This window comes from Paracholeplasma brassicae (assembly GCF_000967915.1).
GTDB lineage: Bacteria > Bacillota_I > Bacilli_A > Acholeplasmatales > UBA5453 > Paracholeplasma > Paracholeplasma brassicae.
The window spans coordinates 38,397-54,769 of record NC_022549.1 but is presented as its reverse complement, the minus strand read 5'-3'; the positions used below and the strand labels follow the sequence as shown (position 1 = coordinate 54,769).

Genomic DNA, 16,373 nt, shown 5'->3' with positions numbered 1-16,373 from the left:
TAGCTAAATAAAGAAAAAACCAAGATTATTGCATCTACTTCATATGCAAATAACCTAGGTTTTATTCATTGATTATGGTTGTAAAAATTCTTTATACAATGTCTTTGTATTTTACAATTGGATTTCTTGCGGCTTTAACTTCATCTAAGCGTCTAACGACGGTATGATAAGGCGCATTTTTTACCAATTCTGGTGTTTCTTTTGATTCTTTAGCGATTTGTTTTAGGATATCAATAAACTCATCTAAGGTTTCTTTTGATTCGTTTTCGACGGGTTCAATCATTAAGGCTTGGTGAAACACCAGTGGAAAATAAATCGTTGGTGGGTGAATCCCAAAGTCTAGCATTCGCTTAGCGACGTCTAAGGTGGTAATGCCACTTGATTTGTCTTTTAATCCATCAAAAACGACTTCATGCATGCAATGTTTTTTGATTGGCAATTGATAATCGTCTTGAAGTGATGCTTTAATGTAGTTTGCATTTAATACCGACAAACGACCGACTTGCTCTAAGTTTTCTTTACCAAGGCTTCTAATAAAGCTGTAGGCTTTTAAAACCACCGAGAAATTGCCATAATAGCCTGAGATTCTACCAATGGTATGCTTTGGTTTTTCAAACACGTATTTGCCACGTTTTTGATTGACGGCTGGGTAGGGTAGGTAGTCTTTTAACTTCTTTACCACACCAACAGGACCTGAACCTGGTCCACCACCACCGTGTGGTGTTGAGAAGGTTTTATGAAGGTTCAAGTGGATGATGTCAAAGCCCATATCCCCAGGTCTTGCCACACCAAGCAAGGCATTTAGATTAGCCCCATCGTAATAGAGTAACCCGCCTACCCCATGGATGAGTTTTGAGATTTTTAAAATGTCTTTTTCAAAGATCCCTAAGGTGTTTGGATTAGTAAGCATGATCCCAGCGACTTCATCACTTAAAACTTCTTTTAGTGCTTTTAAGTTAACTGTGCCATCTGGATTTGATTTTACTTCAATGATGTCAAACCCACAAACCGCAGCGCTCGCAGGATTTGTGCCATGTGCACTATCAGGAACGATGATTTTTGTTTTATGCGTATTGCCTTGATGCTCATGGTAAGCTTTAATGATCATTAAACCCGCAAGCTCGCCTTGAGCACCGGCAAACGAATTCATACTAAATGCGGCCATGCCTGTAATTTCACTAAGCATTTCTTGGGTTTGATAGTAAAGTTCAAGGCTGCCTTGCGTACTTTGTTCTGGTTGAAGTGGGTGAATGTGCTTAAACCCATCAAGGGATGCCATTTCTTCATTAATTTTTGGGTTATATTTCATCGTACAAGAACCCAGTGGATAAAATCCGGTTTCAACCCCATGATTTTTTCTTGAGACATTTGAGTAGTGTCTAACCACATCAAGTTCAGAGACTTCTGGTAGATTTGCCTGTGCTTGACGTTTAAGGTTTATAGGTAGTTCATCTGCTAAATTAAACGACGTTTCTAGCGGTTTATCGAGTTGATAGCCAACACGACCGGTTTTAGATAATTCAAAAATTAATTTATCGTAGGGTGTCATGTTCAAACCTCGCAATCTCACACACAAATTGGTCAATTTCTTCTTTTGTTCTTCGTTCAGTGACGCTAAAAATCAGTTGCTTTTCTTCCAGCATAATGCCTGATAAAAATCCTTTTTTAATTAGATAGGTTTCTAGTTTGTTACGGTCAAGCGTGGTTTCAATCACAAATTCTTTGATGTAGAACCCTTGATAGACACGCTTGAAGCTTTCTAGTTTTAAGAGTTGTTCTTCTAAATAGTGACTATTCTTATAGCATTGTTCATTGACTTCTTTTAGACCCTGTTTACCCATCAAAGAAAGATAGACGGTTGCCCAAAGTGCCATTAAGGATTGATTTGAACAAATGTTCGAGTTGGCTTTTTCTCTTCGGATGTGTTGTTCTCTGGCTTGTAGTGTTAAGACAAACCCACGTTTGCCATCGATGTCGTTTGTCAGTCCACAAATACGGCCTGGCATTTTTCTGATGTGTTCTTTGGTGGTTGCTAAAAAGCCCGCGTGAGCACCACCAAAAAACATTGGCATGCCTAGGCTCTGAAGATGACCGATTGAAATATCTGCGCCCATCTCTCTTGGTGATTTGATGAGACTATGAACTTGTAAATCACTATTGATAATCATTAAGCCTTTATGTTCTTTAACTTTTTGTGCAATCAAAGAAAAGTCCTCAATTAAGCCGTATTTATTAGGCAGTTGTACGATTAATCCGGCAATGTCTTCTAAGTGTGATAGATCAAGAGCTAAATGCCCCTCTTTTGATGGTACTTCAATGACCTCAATTTGGCGGTATTTGGCGTAGGTTTTAATGACTTCTTTGACGCCATCAAATAACGCCTCACTGATTAATATTTTTTTACGTTTGGTGATTGCTGTGGCCATAAACATCGCCTCGGCTGATGCGGTTGCCCCATCGTACATCGAAGCATTTGAAACGTCCATGCCTGTAAGTTCACAAATCATGCTTTGAAACTCGAAAATGTATTGAAGCGTCCCTTGCGCAATTTCTGGTTGGTAAGGCGTATAAGACGTTAAGAATTCTTCTCTTCTGACAATCTCACTAATCGCCGATGGGATATAGTGATCGTATATGCCACCACCTCTAAATGTAATTAAGGGTTGGTTCTTCTTTTCTAATTGTTTAAAATGGCTTCTAAGCTCATTTTCAGACATCGATCTTGGTAGGTTATAGTCGTATTGGTAGCCTAGCTTCGAAGGTATACTGTTAAACAGTTCATCTACCGAAGCAACGTTTGTGACTTCTAACATGTCTTTAATGTCTTTTTCTGTGTGTGGAAAGTACTTAAACATGTTCTTTTCCTAGTGACTTTCTTTTAAGTAGGTGCTTGCGTCCATCAATGAAGATAAGTCAGGTGCGCCTTCAAGTTCAACCTCTAGAATGAAATTTAGGTAAGGATCTTCATTGAGTAACTCCGGTTGATCTAGTAGTGCTTCATTGACGCTAGTGACTTTACCCTTAATAGGCATTAGTAAGTCAGAAGCCGCTTTAACGGATTCAACAGCCCCAAACACTTCATCTTTTGAAAACGAATCACCAACGCTTGGTAGGTCAACAAAAACTACCGCACCTAGGGATTCTTGTGCGTAGTCACTGATACCCACAAACGCTTTATTCCCTTCAATCTTAACCCACTCATGGGATTTGCTGTAAAACAATCCTTCAACTACTTTAGCCATTTTTCTTTTCTCCTCTAACGTATTTTTTATCGTAAAATTTGCGATTTCTTAGTTTTGCTTTTACCATTTTATTTCTGATTTGAACCTCAACAACCTCACCTAGTTTTACTTGTTGATCAATGTAAGCATTCGCGTATACATTTGATGTGCCTGGAATCATATACCCCGTGGTGATGTAGCCAATATTGATGCCATCTTTATAAATCATATAGCCTTCTCTTGCGATATTTCTTTCTAAAAGTTCAATGCCGATTAAACGCTTAGTGATGCCTTCTTCTTTTAATTTAAGTAGCGCTTCTTTACCGATAAAATCTTTATCATACCCACAAAAACTATCTAGTCTCGATTCGATTGGTGTGGTAAATCCATTGATTTCATGACCATACAAGGGCAGCCCTGCTTCAAACCTTAAAGTATCTCTTGAACCGAGCCCACATGGAGTCACTTGGCTTGTTTCATATAGACGTTGATAAATTGACTTTATCACTTGTGGTCCACCATATATTTCAAAGCCATCTTCACCCGTGTAACCACTTCTTGAAATCAAGCAAACCTGATTGTTATATGTAAACTCATCAAAACTCATGAAAGGTAACTGACCAACACCAGGTATCAGTGCTTCAAGAACATCTTTGGCTTTTGGTCCTTGTAATGCAATTAATCCGTAAGCCTCAGATACATTTTTCAAATTTACCTCAAATACTTCCTTTAATTTGTTTAACTGTTTAAAGTCTTTATCAATGTTTGAGGCATTAACAACAAGCAGGTACTTATTTTCAGCTAGACGGTAAACCATCAAATCATCTAAAATAAACCCTGATGAATCAAGTAATAAACTGTAACGTTCTTTTTTTACCTCAAGGTCATCAAACTGGTTAGATAATACGTAATTTAAAAACTTCAGTGCGTCTTTTCCCTCAACGACAAATTCACCCATGTGTGAACAGTCAAACATACCTGCCTCACTTCTAACGGCTTGGTGTTCTTTAATAATAGAGCTAAATTGCTCAGGCATTAAATAGTTGGCGTACTCAATCATTTTTGCGCCATAAATTAAGTGTAAATCATAAAGTGGTGTCTTTTTCATCTTGACCTCTTTCTATTGGAAACAATTCATAAAATTCGTTATTTGATAACCCGTTGATGTAATCCGATACTTCAATGTCTTTAAAGAGTTCTCTTGCCTTTAAAGATTTAAAGGGTTGTCCAATCAGTATTTGTTTGATCTCATCTAATTCTTGATTTAAGAAAAAATCCCCATAAAAGAACACATCGGTGATGATTTCTTTTTTAACCTCGATGGTTAAGCCCACACTCCCACAGCTAAATCGTTTTTCTTTTTGGTATTGGTAAGGTGGGTTTTTCTGAAAAATAAATGCCTCACTGTGGTAAGTTTTTTCTAACGCTTTAATCCGTTTTATTTGATCTTCTGTTAATTCAATGACGCCATCGCATAGTCGATTAACTAAAATCATTTCAAAGTCCTCTTGGTTAAGCCCAACCACGTCTTTCATATTAATGACTCGGCTTCTAACAGATGTTATACCCTTAGAAATCAGTTTTTCATCTGAAGGACTAATCGAACGAACCAGTTTTTCAAAGTCAGTATCATATAGAATCGTGCCATGCAAACATGACCCGTGCTTCGTACGGTAATAGGCGTTGCCTGAAAATTTCTTGTTCTCATACAAAACATCATTTCTGCCTGAGATTTCTACAGGAATTTTTAAATAATCAAAAACGCTTTTTATTCTTTCTAACTTATCTTTAAAGACGGTCTCTTTATTAAATTCTTTTGTTATAAAACTGTATTTGATGCATCCGCGATCTGAGAAGACAGCGCCTCCACCAGATAAACGTCTAAAAATCTTTATCTTATTTTCTGTCGTATACGATTGATTCACTTCATTTTGTAGGAGTTGGTGTTTCCCAATAATCACCGCATCAAACACGCGCCATATAAAGAAAACATCGTCATCTAAATCTTCTAATAAAACCGATTCTACGGCAAAGTAAAAGGGATCTTCCCTTCTGCCATAGGAATCCAACTGCACGTATTTCATAAGCATATCCTCCCTACATTCATTATACAATAAAAGTGCTTACAAGAAACCCATAAAACACAAGAAACTAAAAGGGATTATTTACTGATTTTGTGTTATCATAAAATTAAAGAGGTGGTAGTATGGACAAACACATGACCCTAAAAAGCTACAGTGAGGCCATACAGGTTCGCTTTAAAGACATTGATATATTCGGACACGTCAATAACGCCGTTTATAATGAATATTATGAAGCACCCAGGTTATCTTTATTAATGTACCAACAAGAGCCACTTGTTGATATTGGTGCCTATTACGTATTAAGACACATTGAAATTGAGTTTATTAATGAAATTACTTACCCAAGTACCTTAAGAAGTTTTTTATACATTAAATCCATTGGCAACACCTCCATCACGTTTAACCAAGCACTCTATCTTGGCGATGTCATGGTCTCAAGAGCTGTTTCAACAGTGGTTCAACTTAACAAAGAAACAAAGAATAAACAACCCTTAAGCCAAACATTAAAAGAAAGATTAATGCCCTACCTATTCTAGATTATGTCCTTCATTTATAAGTAAAAGTCAAACAGAAGTTTGACTTTTTTTGTTAAATTGACTTTAATTTGTCTTTGATTCGTTTTAATTCCTTGTTTTGATCTTCATACCAGTTACTATGGAAGATTCTAACGGTTTGCCAACCCCTGGATTCTAAAAATTTCTCATGGTGTAGAAGTGAAAGTCTTGCGTTTGATGGGTTTTCATCTAAATCACAAATCACCCCTAAGACGTATTTATTTTCGACTGGGTCTTTAATTGCTAAATCAAGTTTGAACTGTCCAATGCCTAAGTCATGTTCTACGATGTACCCAAGCTTCTCAACACGCGCTTTTATTTCTTCAGTCATTCTCTTTTCGATGACAACTTTGGTACTTGACTCACTACTAGATAGTTGTAATAAGACTTCTTTAGCTAATTCTTTTTTCCCAGTTGATATGTAGTAACAATACCGCATAAAGTCTTTGAGAAGTTTTGGACCCTTGCCACTTAAATCGTCTACTTTTAATTCTTCTGGGTATAAAGAGGATACAAAATAGATTTTCTTTTTCGCTCTTGTAATCGCAACATTTAACCGGTTCTGTCCACCTTCATGGTTTAACCATCCAAAACGACGTTTGACAACACCCTTGTCGTCTTTAGCATACCCCATCGAAAAAATGATGATGTCACGTTCATCACCTTGAACGTTTTCGATGTTTTTGACAAAGAGCGATTGATCTTCTTGATCGCTTTTACGGTAAACTTCTTTTTCCAGTAGTTTTTGATAACCGTTGCCTTTAAAGAGTTCTTCATCAATTAAATCGGATATGACGTCTCTTTGTGTTGAATTAAACGTAATGATACCAATCGTTTCTTCTGGCTCTTTTTCTTTAAGAATCTTCTTTAAAAGTGTGATGACTTCTTTGGCTTCTATTGGGTTTCTCTTATTGATAAAAGAACCATCCTTCGCATAAACGTATTCGATTGGTGGTTTTTTAGGTGTCTCTACGTTTGGAGAAACAATCAACTTTGAGTCATAAAAGGCATGGTTTGAAAATAAAATCAATTCTTCATATTTAGATCTGTAATGGTAGTTTAGCAAGGTTTCTTTATAACGATATCTTGCAAGGTCTAATAAACTTTTCGCATCAATTGTGATGTCTTTTAAGAGTTCACCATCATCTAAGTCGTCATCTTCTTCAATACGACCAACACCAAGTGAGGATGGTCTTAACTGTTTAGGGTCACCAGCAATAACGACCTTTTTCGCTCGGTAAATCGCAGGAATACCGCGTTCAACGTATAGCTGTGAAGCCTCATCAAAGATGACCAAATCAAACAGTCCTGTTTGAAGTGGTAGTAACGCACTGACCACCTCAGGCGTTAATAACCAAACTTTAATGTTTGAGGTGAGTTCTAAGTGAAAGACATCAAAGAAGGCTTTCATACTTGGCTTTTTATCCGCTTCTAAAATACGTTTGATGTCCATGATGCGTTTGGTATTTGATAATTTAAGTGCGTTTTGATAAAGAGACATCACAAACGACTCTAAGGACACTTGTCTTTTTTCTTCAATCAATACGCGAAGCTCGTTAATTCTTTTTTCATAATCATCAAAAATATACAAGTACTTTTGATTCAGTGCTTTCAAGTTTTCTAAGTATCCAGTGTAATATGCATCAAATAAATAGGTTCTTAGTTTGTGGGTATCACTTAATTCTTTAAGACGTGAATCTGCGACAAACAAATGTAAGAACCTGACTTCTTTTTTATTAAACCCTAGGTAAACGGTTCTTAGTTTGTTTAGCTTGTTCATCATTTCTTTAACGTAGGTGACAAAACCAAGGTCTGATTCAAATGCTTTAATTAGTTTTTTGTCCTGATTTTTCTTATTGGTCAAATAACTCAATTTTGTTTGATTTTCTTTGATGAATGCTCTTTTCAAACGTCTTTTCTTAAAGTATCTTGAGCCTACTTTTTCTTCATGATAACTTAATATGGTTTGATACAAGTCATTAAATTCCATTTTTGAGGATCTCGATATTTTAGTTTCTAAGGTTAAGAACCAAGGATATTTGATCAAATACCTGTGGTAATCAATGTATTCTTTTAGTTTAGAATCTTTATCAAACGTTTGTTCAATTTGATCTAGTTCTAAGAATGTCGGTTTCTTTAACCCTTCTTTAAATAACTCCAAGACTATCTTTGGGGTAAGGGCTAAATTAATGTCTTTGTCTTTTAAATAACGTTCATAAAAATGATAGACTTCTTTATGTCCAAGCTTGTCTTGGTATAGCAAGCGAATTGATTGATTAAAGGTTTCGTTTAGTTGATCAATTTGTTCTTCTAATTTATAGGTGTCATTGTTTTTGGTTCGTTTGGGTGGGTTATGATCAATCATGTGAGAAAGTTTTTCATAGAATGGTTGTTTATTTGATACATCATCTAAGAACATCGTATATTTTTTCGCTTCTTCAAGCCGGTTATAAATGACTTCAAGCGCTACTTTTTTCTCGCTGACGACTAATACGTTTTCACCTTTTAACACACTTGAGGCGATTAAACTTGTGATGACTTGGCTCTTACCAGTGCCAGGTGGCCCCCAAATAACCATTTTCTTTTCACTGTTGATTAGTTCAATCACTTTTTCTTGTGAGAAATTTAAAGGGTTGATGTAGGTAATGTTTTTTTCATTAATATCTTTTTTCGAAAGCGTCGTGTCCGTTGGTTTTTCTGGGGCATCCAAGTTTTTTTCATCGATTAACCCTTCTAATAGGTCATTGTATTTTTTGTCATTCAATATTTGAGCCATATCTTTTTGAATCATCGATGAATACAGATGATACCTGCCTAAGGTAACGTAAGGCAGGACTTCAAAGATACCTTTCTTACGTTTAAAAAAAGATTCTTTTCGTTCATTAACAAATGGCATAAACGGATTGAAGTCGTCAATTTTTAGTTCAATGCCGTGGTTATTGTAAAATGGCAAGATAATTTCGCTCAACGTTTTTTTAGATATATTATCTATAAATGGCATGTCAAAATCAACCTGATTCTTAGCGATCTTAGAAGCCGCAAGTAACAAGTCACGGTTTAATGTGATGTCTTTTGAGAGATCACGATCAATCGTAAATGTTTGCTTATTTCTTGTAAGTGTCACCGGAATATAACAAAGCGGGGCTTTGATTGTAAAGTTATCTTTCTTAAAAATACCTGTGACATAAGGATAAGCGACGTATAAATGATAACCACCTGTTTCTTTATAGTCTTTTAATAATTCTCTATGTAGCACAACTAAGTGTTTGTATTCAGATTCTTTAAGCGGTAGCGTCAATTGATTTTTCTTTGATGAAACAAAGTGATAAAGCTCTTCTTTGATTTCTTCAAATGCCAAATCAAAACTTCTAATTTGATCAATGCGTCCCATGTAGAGATTTGGGTTAGTTCTTGATATATTGGACAATCGGTCTTTGTAATGATCTAAGACCTTATAGGCTTCTTTTGATAATTTGACGGTTTTAGATTTTTCACTGTTGTGTTTTTTGATCACACTTAAAAAATCAATCGCATAGACCTCAATGAAATTCGAGTCTAGTCCTTGAATGGCTAAAAAATCACTCTCTTTAAGCGGGTGTTCGTTACTCATTTCCAACAATGCATCATCGCTACAAATGGAAGGTACCTTTATGCCAGTTGTGTGTTTAATTCTAAGTTCTTCTCTTAATTTTAGAAGATCATCTAGTAATTTATTTCTTTTAAATGCCATCGTTAAATCCCCCTTGCAGTCTACTCTAATTCTACCATAGATGGGCTAAAGAAACATTAAATTTCATTCTAAGTTAAACGTAGGACTGGGCTTGTTTGAATAGAAAAAAAGATGCCTAAGCGAAAAGCCTAGACACCAAATTAATTTTATTTATCGTTTTTTGGTTTAATCAAATGTTTGTAGTAATCTTCTTTATTGATTTGCTGGTTTCTCGCGATAGAAAGCGATCCTTTAGGAATGTCTTTGGTTACCGTAGACCCAGCGGCAATAAACACTTCATCTGAAACCGTCAGTGGCGCAACCATGTTGACGTTACAACCAATAAAGACGTCATCACCAATGTTGGTCTTGTGTTTGTTTACCCCATCGTAGTTGACGGTAATTGAGCCACAACCAAAGTTGACACGGTTACCAACGATTGCATCACCAATGTAGGATAGGTGTGCCGCTTTGGTGTCTTTACCGGTCGTCGAATTTTTCACTTCAACGAAGTTACCAATTCGGTTATGTTCGCCAATGTCTGTGTGGCCTCTTAAATGAGCAAATGGTCCAACGGTCGTGTATTTACCGACCTTTGAATCAATGACAAGTGAGTGTCTAATTTCCGCGTACTCATCAATGATGGAGTCTCTTACCTCAGAATTCGGTCCGATTTTCGCGTACTTTTTGATGATGGAATCCCCAACAATCGTTGAGTTTGGATAAATCCATACCCCTTCTTCGATGATGACGTCATGACCGATAGTCACCGTCTCAGGGTTAATAATTGAAACACCATTTAACATGTGAGACTTATTAATGTGATCTCTAAGAATCTTTTCTGCAATTGAAATGTTGTATAAGTCGTTAATGCCCATCGTCACACGCGGATCACGTACCGTAAATGTATTTACCTTATGTGTTTGGTGCATCAATTCAACAATATCCGTTAAATAGTATTCGCCTTTTCGGTCGTTCTTTTTTACTTTTTTTAGTGTTTGAAATAACGCTTGATTATTAACCACATAGACCGAAGAGTTCACTTCCTTGATTTGTTTTTGTGCGTCATTACAATCAATTTCTTCGACGATTGAAGTAACCACACCATACTCATCTCTAACGACTCGACCATAACCTTTCGGGTTATCAAACATCATCGAAACGATGGTAAGATCGTTCCCCATTTCTTCGTGAGAACGAATGATTTTATCCATCAACGGGTACTCCATTAATGGCATATCACCAGGTAGAATAAACGTAACACCTTCTTTATCCTCTAAAAGGCTCGCGGCTTGTAGAGTGGCGTGACCTGTTCCTAATTGTTCTTCTTGTATGGCGTAAGTTGAACGTTCTTTAAGTAGGTCAGTAATGACTTCCTTTTTGTGTCCGACAACCGTGACAATTTCATCGATTTGTGATTTTTCTAGGTTTTCAACGATGTATTCAATCATCGGTTTACCTAGAATTGGAAATGCACATTTTGGTAACTCCGTTTTCATTCTGGTGCCTTTACCGGCAGCTAATATTAATGCGTACTTTTTCATGATAGGGTTCCTTCTTTCTTAATTAAATCAACGAGTTTATCCACACAGTCATTGACAAGCGCGGTATTTGGATGAGAGATGGTGACACGAACGAGGGGTTCGGTTCCACTTGGTCTAATCAAGACAAGTGAATCTTCGCCTAAAGTCTGTTTAACCTCTTCAATCAGCGCTTTAACCACTGTTTTTTCCAAGACTTTTTTATCGATGTTCTTTAAGTTAACGAGTGTTAATGGATAAAGTTCAATGTGGTTAATTAAGTCTTCGAGTTTGATTTGTTTTTCTTCTAAGATTTTAAGTAAGTATAAGGATACTAACAACCCGTCGCCTGAATGCATCAAATGATTTAAGATGATGTGTCCAGAGGCTTCCCCACCAAGTGAGTATCCATAGTCATTCATTTCTTTAAACACGTATTTATCACCTACGTCAGTTAGACTAAAGGTGATGCCTTGATTTTTTAACTCTTTTAACATCCCTGGGTTACTCATCTTCGTAACTACCAAATGGTTTTTATTTAGTAAGCCTTTTTCTTTCATATAGGTCGCAAACACATACATCAACAAATCCCCATCGATGAGTTTGCCATTTGAATCACTAACCAAACAGCGATCACCATCCCCGTCATAGGCAAAGCCAATGTCAGCTTGTTGTTCAACGACTTTTTGACTGATGTAGTCCATGTGTGTTGAGCCACATGAAACGTTAATGTTATACCCGTCTGGTGTGTTATTGTATTGTATGGCATTTGGGTAGTAGCGATCAAATATCGTTTTTGCGATTTCATAGTTTGCGCCATTCGCGCTATCGTAAACGATTTTTAGTGTGCTTGGTTTTAATCCTAATCCTTCATAAAAATCCAGATAGGCTTTCCTTACGTCTTCTGTGAGTGTTAACTTACCAAAGACAGCTGAGGGCGTAAATGGCCCATGATCGATGACGTGTTCTAATTCTAGTTCAAGGGCGTCTACTGTTTTATATCCCTTATTAAATACTTTAATACCATTATCCATGTAAGGGTTATGTGAGGCCGTAATCATCACGCCAATGGTTTGATGTATTTCGCTATAATAAGCAATCATCGGTGTAGAGACAACCCCAGCAAATAGCACATCAACACCTTGACTCATTACCCCTGCGGATAAGCTGTAAGCAAGCATGTCTTTTGATTTTCTGGTGTCTGTCCCTATCACAATTGTTTTAGGTTTGATGACTTGCCCAATCGCTACGCCAACTTTAAAAGCCAACTCAGCGGTGAGTTTTTCAAACGCGACCCCACGGATGCCATCCGTTCCAAAATATTTTCCCATAATTTTACCTCTATTCTACCGTGACACTTTTAGCTAAGTTTCTCGGTTTATCAATATCATAACTACGGACAAGTGCCGCATAATAACTAAATAACTGTGTTGGTACGACCATCACCATGGGCGATAAGAGTGGATACACGTCATCAAGCACAATATCATCGTCTTTTTGACTTGCTTCTTTCATTGAGATAATCAATGTTTTTGCGCCTCTTGCTTCAACTTCTTTTAAATTACTTCTGGTGTTTGAACTAATCGAAATATCTGAAATAATCGCAACCACTGGTGTGTCTTCTTCGATTAAGGCAATCGTGCCATGTTTTAATTCCCCTGCGGCAAACCCTTCGGTATGGATATAGGAGATTTCTTTTAATTTAAGTGCGGCTTCTAGTCCAATGTAATAATCGACGCCTCTACCAATATAGAAACACTCTTTTTTAGTAAACATTCGTCTCGTGATGTCCAACGTTTTTTCTTCACTTAGGAAGTTCTCAATCGCAAGCGCGACTTTGGTTAATTCTTGATAAAGATTAATTGGACGAGCCCCAAGTTCATTGGCTAATATCGCAAGAAGGCCAACTTGAGCAACATAAGCTTTTGTTGATGCCACCGCAATCTCAGGTCCTGCAAATAACTCAAGTGCGTAGTTGGCTTCTCTTGCTAAGGTCGAGGTGATGACGTTTGTGATGGTTAGAATTTCGTAATTGCGTTTCTTGAGTTTGACCAAACAAGCCCGTAAATCCGCGGTTTCACCACTTTGTGAAACTAAGACAAAGAATGGATTTTTGGTCAAAAGAGGCATTTGATAGGCAAACTCACTTGCGATGTGAACCTCGGTAGGAATACCCGCAAGCGATTCAAACAAGCGTTTACCGATGAACCCGGCGTGCATCGATGTGCCTGCCGCAAGTACGTAAATGCGATCGGATTGTCTCATCTTTTCAATTAGGTTTTGATCAAATGTGTAAGTATCGTTTAAGTAGTTAGACACAAGTCTTCTTACCACACTCGGTTGTTCATGGATTTCTTTTAACATGAAATGCGCGTACGCACCCTTTTCAACACTTGATTCATCGAGTTCTATTTTTTTAAACGTCGGATGGATTAAATGGTGATCCAAATCATAAAACCTCGTCGTTGTTTCATATGACACAATGAACGTTTTGTCTTCGATTGGTACGTAAGTGTCCGCATAACCAACTAAGGCCATCAAGTCACTAGCAATTGTGATGCCTTCGTTTGATTGTCCTAAGATTAGCGGACTCTTATGTTTTGCTGCATACAAAACTTCTGGACTGGTTGTGTCTAGAATCAATAACGCGTAAGATCCTTTTAGTAATTTTAGGGTAGTTAGGATTGCATTTTCGACGTTTAAATTTTTCACAAACGTCTCAATTAACTGAGCAATGACTTCGGTGTCTGTTTCACTTTCAAAGATTGTATTGGTCAAATACTGAGCTTTTAACTCTTGGTAATTTTCAATTACCCCATTATGTACAATCACAAACCGTTTGGAATGTGACTGGTGTGGGTGCGCATTTATCTTGCTTACTTTGCCATGCGTTGCCCACCTGGTATGGCCGATACCAATGTTTGAAAATGCACTCGATTTTGATATTTCTCTTAGTTGATTAACTCTTCCTATGTCCTTATAGATATCAAATATTTGATGTCTTTGATTAAATATCGATAACCCCGCCGAATCATAACCACGATACTCTAGTCTGGTTAATCCCTCAAGGATGATTTCTTTTGCCTGTCTTTTACCTACATAGCCAACGATTCCACACATATTATGCCCCCTTTTATAATTAATATTTCACAAAAGACGCAAACTAATTTGCGTCTTTCCCATTCATTTTATACGTCTTTACAATCGATTGAACCATTTGTTTGACTTCATCGACGTTCATGTCTTCTAATTTTTCTTGAATCAACTCTAATTGTAACTCTTCATGAGTCACTTCTCTTTGTTCCTCAACAAAAATCTTTTTATTTTCTGTCCGTTTGTTCGTTGAATGATCAATTAACAACTCTTCGTATAATTTTTCACCAGGTCTTAGCCCAGTAAATTCAATTTTAATATCAATATCAGGTTTTAATCCCGCCAAACGAATCATCTTCTTCGCTAAGTCCGTAATCTTCACAGCCTCGCCCATATCAAGGACAAAGACTTCCCCACCATCCGCGTAAACCGCGCATTGGAGGATTAGACTTACCGCCTCAGGGATCGTCATAAAGTATCTCGTAATCTCAGGGTGTGTGACCGTTACAGGTCCACCATCTTCAATTTGTTTTTTAAATAGCGGAATCACAGACCCATTTGACCCAAGAACATTACCAAAACGCACCGAGGCAAACTTTGTCAGATTTAAATTGTTATGTGATTGAATAATTAGTTCTGCAAAGCGTTTGGTTGCTCCCATGACGTTGGTTGAACGAACCGCTTTATCACTTGAAACTAACACAAATTTTTTCACGCCGTATTTGTTAGATAGTCTTGCTGCGTTGTTTGTTCCAATCACGTTGGTACGAACCGCTTCCATTGGGCTATCTTCCATTAGTGGCACGTGTTTGTAAGCCGCTGCGTGAAATACCACGGTTGGGCGATACGTCTCAAACACATGTTCTAATCTTTTTTCATTATAAACAGAGCCAATCAACACAAGTAAATTCAATTCACTTGGGTCACCATTTTTCTTAAACTTTCTTAATAATTCTTGTTGAATGTCATATGCGTTATTTTCATAGATATCAAAAATGATCAATTGTTTTGGCTTAAAATCCGTAATTTGTCTGCAGAGCTCACTACCAATCGATCCCCCACCACCTGTGACTAAAACAACCTCACCCTTAATAAAGTCATGAATCAAAGCGTTATCAAGTACGATTGGTTCACGGTTTAATAAATCTTCAACTTTAACATCAACGATTTTAGGGCTTTTATTAGATACGTCACTGTAGGTAATTAAGCGACTGATCTTAACATTCTTCTCCGAGATTTCTCTCATTAAACTGATGATGCGTTCTTCATTGCCGTGATTGATTGCGATGATGACTTCTTCAATTAAAAGTTCATCAATGTATTCTTTAATCCTTGAGCTTGGCCCAACAATTGGGATGTTATTTAACTTAGAACCGATTTTAATTTGGTTATCATCGATATAGGCGACCACATGATTCGTTAAGTCTCTGTTACGATAAATTTCTCTTAACGTCAATTCGCCTGCAGAACCTGCACCGACAATCAGCGTACGTCTACCTTGGTTTTGATTGATCACGTTCATCTTAAAATAAAGTATCATTCGATTAGCCACACGTGGTATGGTAAGCAAAATTGCTTCAAGTGCCGTAATGTAGATAAATGCCGTTTTAAACATAAATAAGTTTTTACTAAGTGCAATATATAAAACAATTAGGATATTCGTCAAAGCTACCACAATCGAAATTCGCATCACATCTTCAAAACCCACGTGTTTTGGTAACATTTTATAAAAACCAGTAAAATAGAAAATCACTAATTTAAAGATAACAATGAATGGCAATGTCATACCGATTATTTTGATATCCAATTCTATATTAATCACGTTAAACATAATGACGATAAATAGATAACTCATGATGATCATAATGGTATCTAGAGCCATGCCGCCTAACGTCTGAACGATTTTCTTTCCTTGATAATAATTGCCACTCATTATTAATTCCTCCAGTTCGATAAAAAACAAAAAAATGCCTGTAATAGACACCTTAAAGACACTTAATTTCCTTGAAACGGAAAAGGGGCTTTGATAGGCGTCTTTTGGACTACTTTCCTATAATATACAAAAAAAACAATCCAAAATCATTTTTTAAGCTTTGTATCCCCACTAATACTTAATCATTATAGCACACCTATCTACTAATTATCAAAATCGAACAAATTGATGGAAACGCTTACAGCATAAATTTTTATAA

Annotated in this window: 11 protein-coding genes; 1 reads left to right on the top strand and 10 read right to left on the bottom strand. The window is 36.9% G+C overall.

What is annotated here, in order from left to right:
- Positions 1-91: 91 nt before the first annotated feature.
- Genes gcvPB through lplA form a run of 5 tightly spaced genes read right to left on the bottom strand, consistent with a single transcriptional unit; the run spans position 92 to position 5,305 of the window.
- The gene (gcvPB, locus tag BN853_RS00195) at positions 92-1,549 is read right to left on the bottom strand and encodes an aminomethyl-transferring glycine dehydrogenase subunit GcvPB (protein WP_030003934.1); all 1,458 of its coding nucleotides are present in this window, start codon (positions 1,547-1,549) and stop codon (positions 92-94) included.
- On the bottom strand, positions 1,533-2,855 hold the full coding sequence (gcvPA, locus tag BN853_RS00190; RefSeq protein WP_030003933.1) for an aminomethyl-transferring glycine dehydrogenase subunit GcvPA: 1,323 nt from the start codon (positions 2,853-2,855) through the stop codon (positions 1,533-1,535). Before gcvPA ends, gcvPB begins: the two co-directional genes overlap by 17 nt.
- Positions 2,856-2,864: 9 nt before the next feature.
- The gene (gene gcvH, locus BN853_RS00185; protein WP_030003932.1) at positions 2,865-3,242 is read right to left on the bottom strand and encodes a glycine cleavage system protein GcvH; all 378 of its coding nucleotides are present in this window, start codon (positions 3,240-3,242) and stop codon (positions 2,865-2,867) included.
- Positions 3,235-4,329 carry a glycine cleavage system aminomethyltransferase GcvT gene (gene gcvT / locus BN853_RS00180; protein WP_052591077.1) on the bottom strand — a complete coding sequence of 365 codons (1,095 nt, stop codon included), beginning with the start codon at positions 4,327-4,329 and terminating at the stop codon, positions 3,235-3,237. The genes gcvH and gcvT overlap by 8 nt, the downstream gene beginning before the upstream one ends.
- A complete protein-coding gene (gene lplA / locus BN853_RS00175; protein ID WP_030003930.1) occupies positions 4,307-5,305 on the bottom strand; it encodes a lipoate--protein ligase in 999 nt (332 codons plus the stop codon). The genes gcvT and lplA overlap by 23 nt, the downstream gene beginning before the upstream one ends.
- A gap of 122 nt (positions 5,306-5,427) precedes the next feature.
- On the opposite strand from lplA, the gene BN853_RS00170 reads away from it, so the two are divergent.
- Positions 5,428-5,841, top strand: a complete 414-nt coding sequence (locus BN853_RS00170) for an acyl-CoA thioesterase (RefSeq protein WP_030003929.1) — start codon at positions 5,428-5,430, stop codon at positions 5,839-5,841.
- Positions 5,842-5,893: 52 nt separating this feature from the next.
- Here the strand turns inward: BN853_RS00170 and BN853_RS00165 are convergent, their stop codons facing one another.
- The 5 genes from BN853_RS00165 to BN853_RS00145 all read right to left on the bottom strand — a co-directional run bounded on the left by BN853_RS00165 (position 5,894) and on the right by BN853_RS00145 (position 16,114).
- Positions 5,894-9,589: an AAA domain-containing protein gene (locus BN853_RS00165; RefSeq protein WP_030003928.1), complete on the bottom strand. Its 3,696-nt coding sequence runs from the start codon at positions 9,587-9,589 to the stop codon at positions 5,894-5,896.
- Positions 9,590-9,735: 146 nt separating this feature from the next.
- Positions 9,736-11,112 (bottom strand): bifunctional UDP-N-acetylglucosamine diphosphorylase/glucosamine-1-phosphate N-acetyltransferase GlmU, encoded by a 1,377-nt coding sequence (glmU, locus tag BN853_RS00160; RefSeq protein WP_030003927.1) that lies wholly within the window; start codon positions 11,110-11,112, stop codon positions 9,736-9,738.
- Positions 11,109-12,419: a phosphohexomutase domain-containing protein gene (locus BN853_RS00155; RefSeq protein WP_030003926.1), complete on the bottom strand. Its 1,311-nt coding sequence runs from the start codon at positions 12,417-12,419 to the stop codon at positions 11,109-11,111. The genes glmU and BN853_RS00155 overlap by 4 nt, the downstream gene beginning before the upstream one ends.
- Positions 12,420-12,429: 10 nt before the next feature.
- Positions 12,430-14,208 (bottom strand): glutamine--fructose-6-phosphate transaminase (isomerizing), encoded by a 1,779-nt coding sequence (gene glmS / locus BN853_RS00150; protein WP_030003925.1) that lies wholly within the window; start codon positions 14,206-14,208, stop codon positions 12,430-12,432.
- A gap of 43 nt (positions 14,209-14,251) precedes the next feature.
- The gene (locus BN853_RS00145; protein ID WP_030003924.1) at positions 14,252-16,114 is read right to left on the bottom strand and encodes a polysaccharide biosynthesis protein; all 1,863 of its coding nucleotides are present in this window, start codon (positions 16,112-16,114) and stop codon (positions 14,252-14,254) included.
- Between the last annotated feature and the right edge of the window lie 259 nt (positions 16,115-16,373).

Coding starts and splice junctions, on each gene's coding strand:
- glmS (WP_030003925.1), bottom strand. CDS start 14,208: ATGTGTGGAATCGTTGGCTATGTAGGTAAAAGACAGGCAAAAGAAATC.
- BN853_RS00145 (WP_030003924.1), bottom strand. CDS start 16,114: ATGAGTGGCAATTATTATCAAGGAAAGAAAATCGTTCAGACGTTAGGC.
- gcvH (WP_030003932.1), bottom strand. CDS start 3,242: ATGGCTAAAGTAGTTGAAGGATTGTTTTACAGCAAATCCCATGAGTGG.
- gcvPA (WP_030003933.1), bottom strand. CDS start 2,855: ATGTTTAAGTACTTTCCACACACAGAAAAAGACATTAAAGACATGTTA.
- BN853_RS00165 (WP_030003928.1), bottom strand. CDS start 9,589: ATGGCATTTAAAAGAAATAAATTACTAGATGATCTTCTAAAATTAAGA.
- lplA (WP_030003930.1), bottom strand. CDS start 5,305: ATGAAATACGTGCAGTTGGATTCCTATGGCAGAAGGGAAGATCCCTTT.
- gcvPB (WP_030003934.1), bottom strand. CDS start 1,549: ATGACACCCTACGATAAATTAATTTTTGAATTATCTAAAACCGGTCGT.
- BN853_RS00170 (WP_030003929.1), top strand. CDS start 5,428: ATGGACAAACACATGACCCTAAAAAGCTACAGTGAGGCCATACAGGTT.
- gcvT (WP_052591077.1), bottom strand. CDS start 4,329: ATGAAAAAGACACCACTTTATGATTTACACTTAATTTATGGCGCAAAA.
- BN853_RS00155 (WP_030003926.1), bottom strand. CDS start 12,419: ATGGGAAAATATTTTGGAACGGATGGCATCCGTGGGGTCGCGTTTGAA.
- glmU (WP_030003927.1), bottom strand. CDS start 11,112: ATGAAAAAGTACGCATTAATATTAGCTGCCGGTAAAGGCACCAGAATG.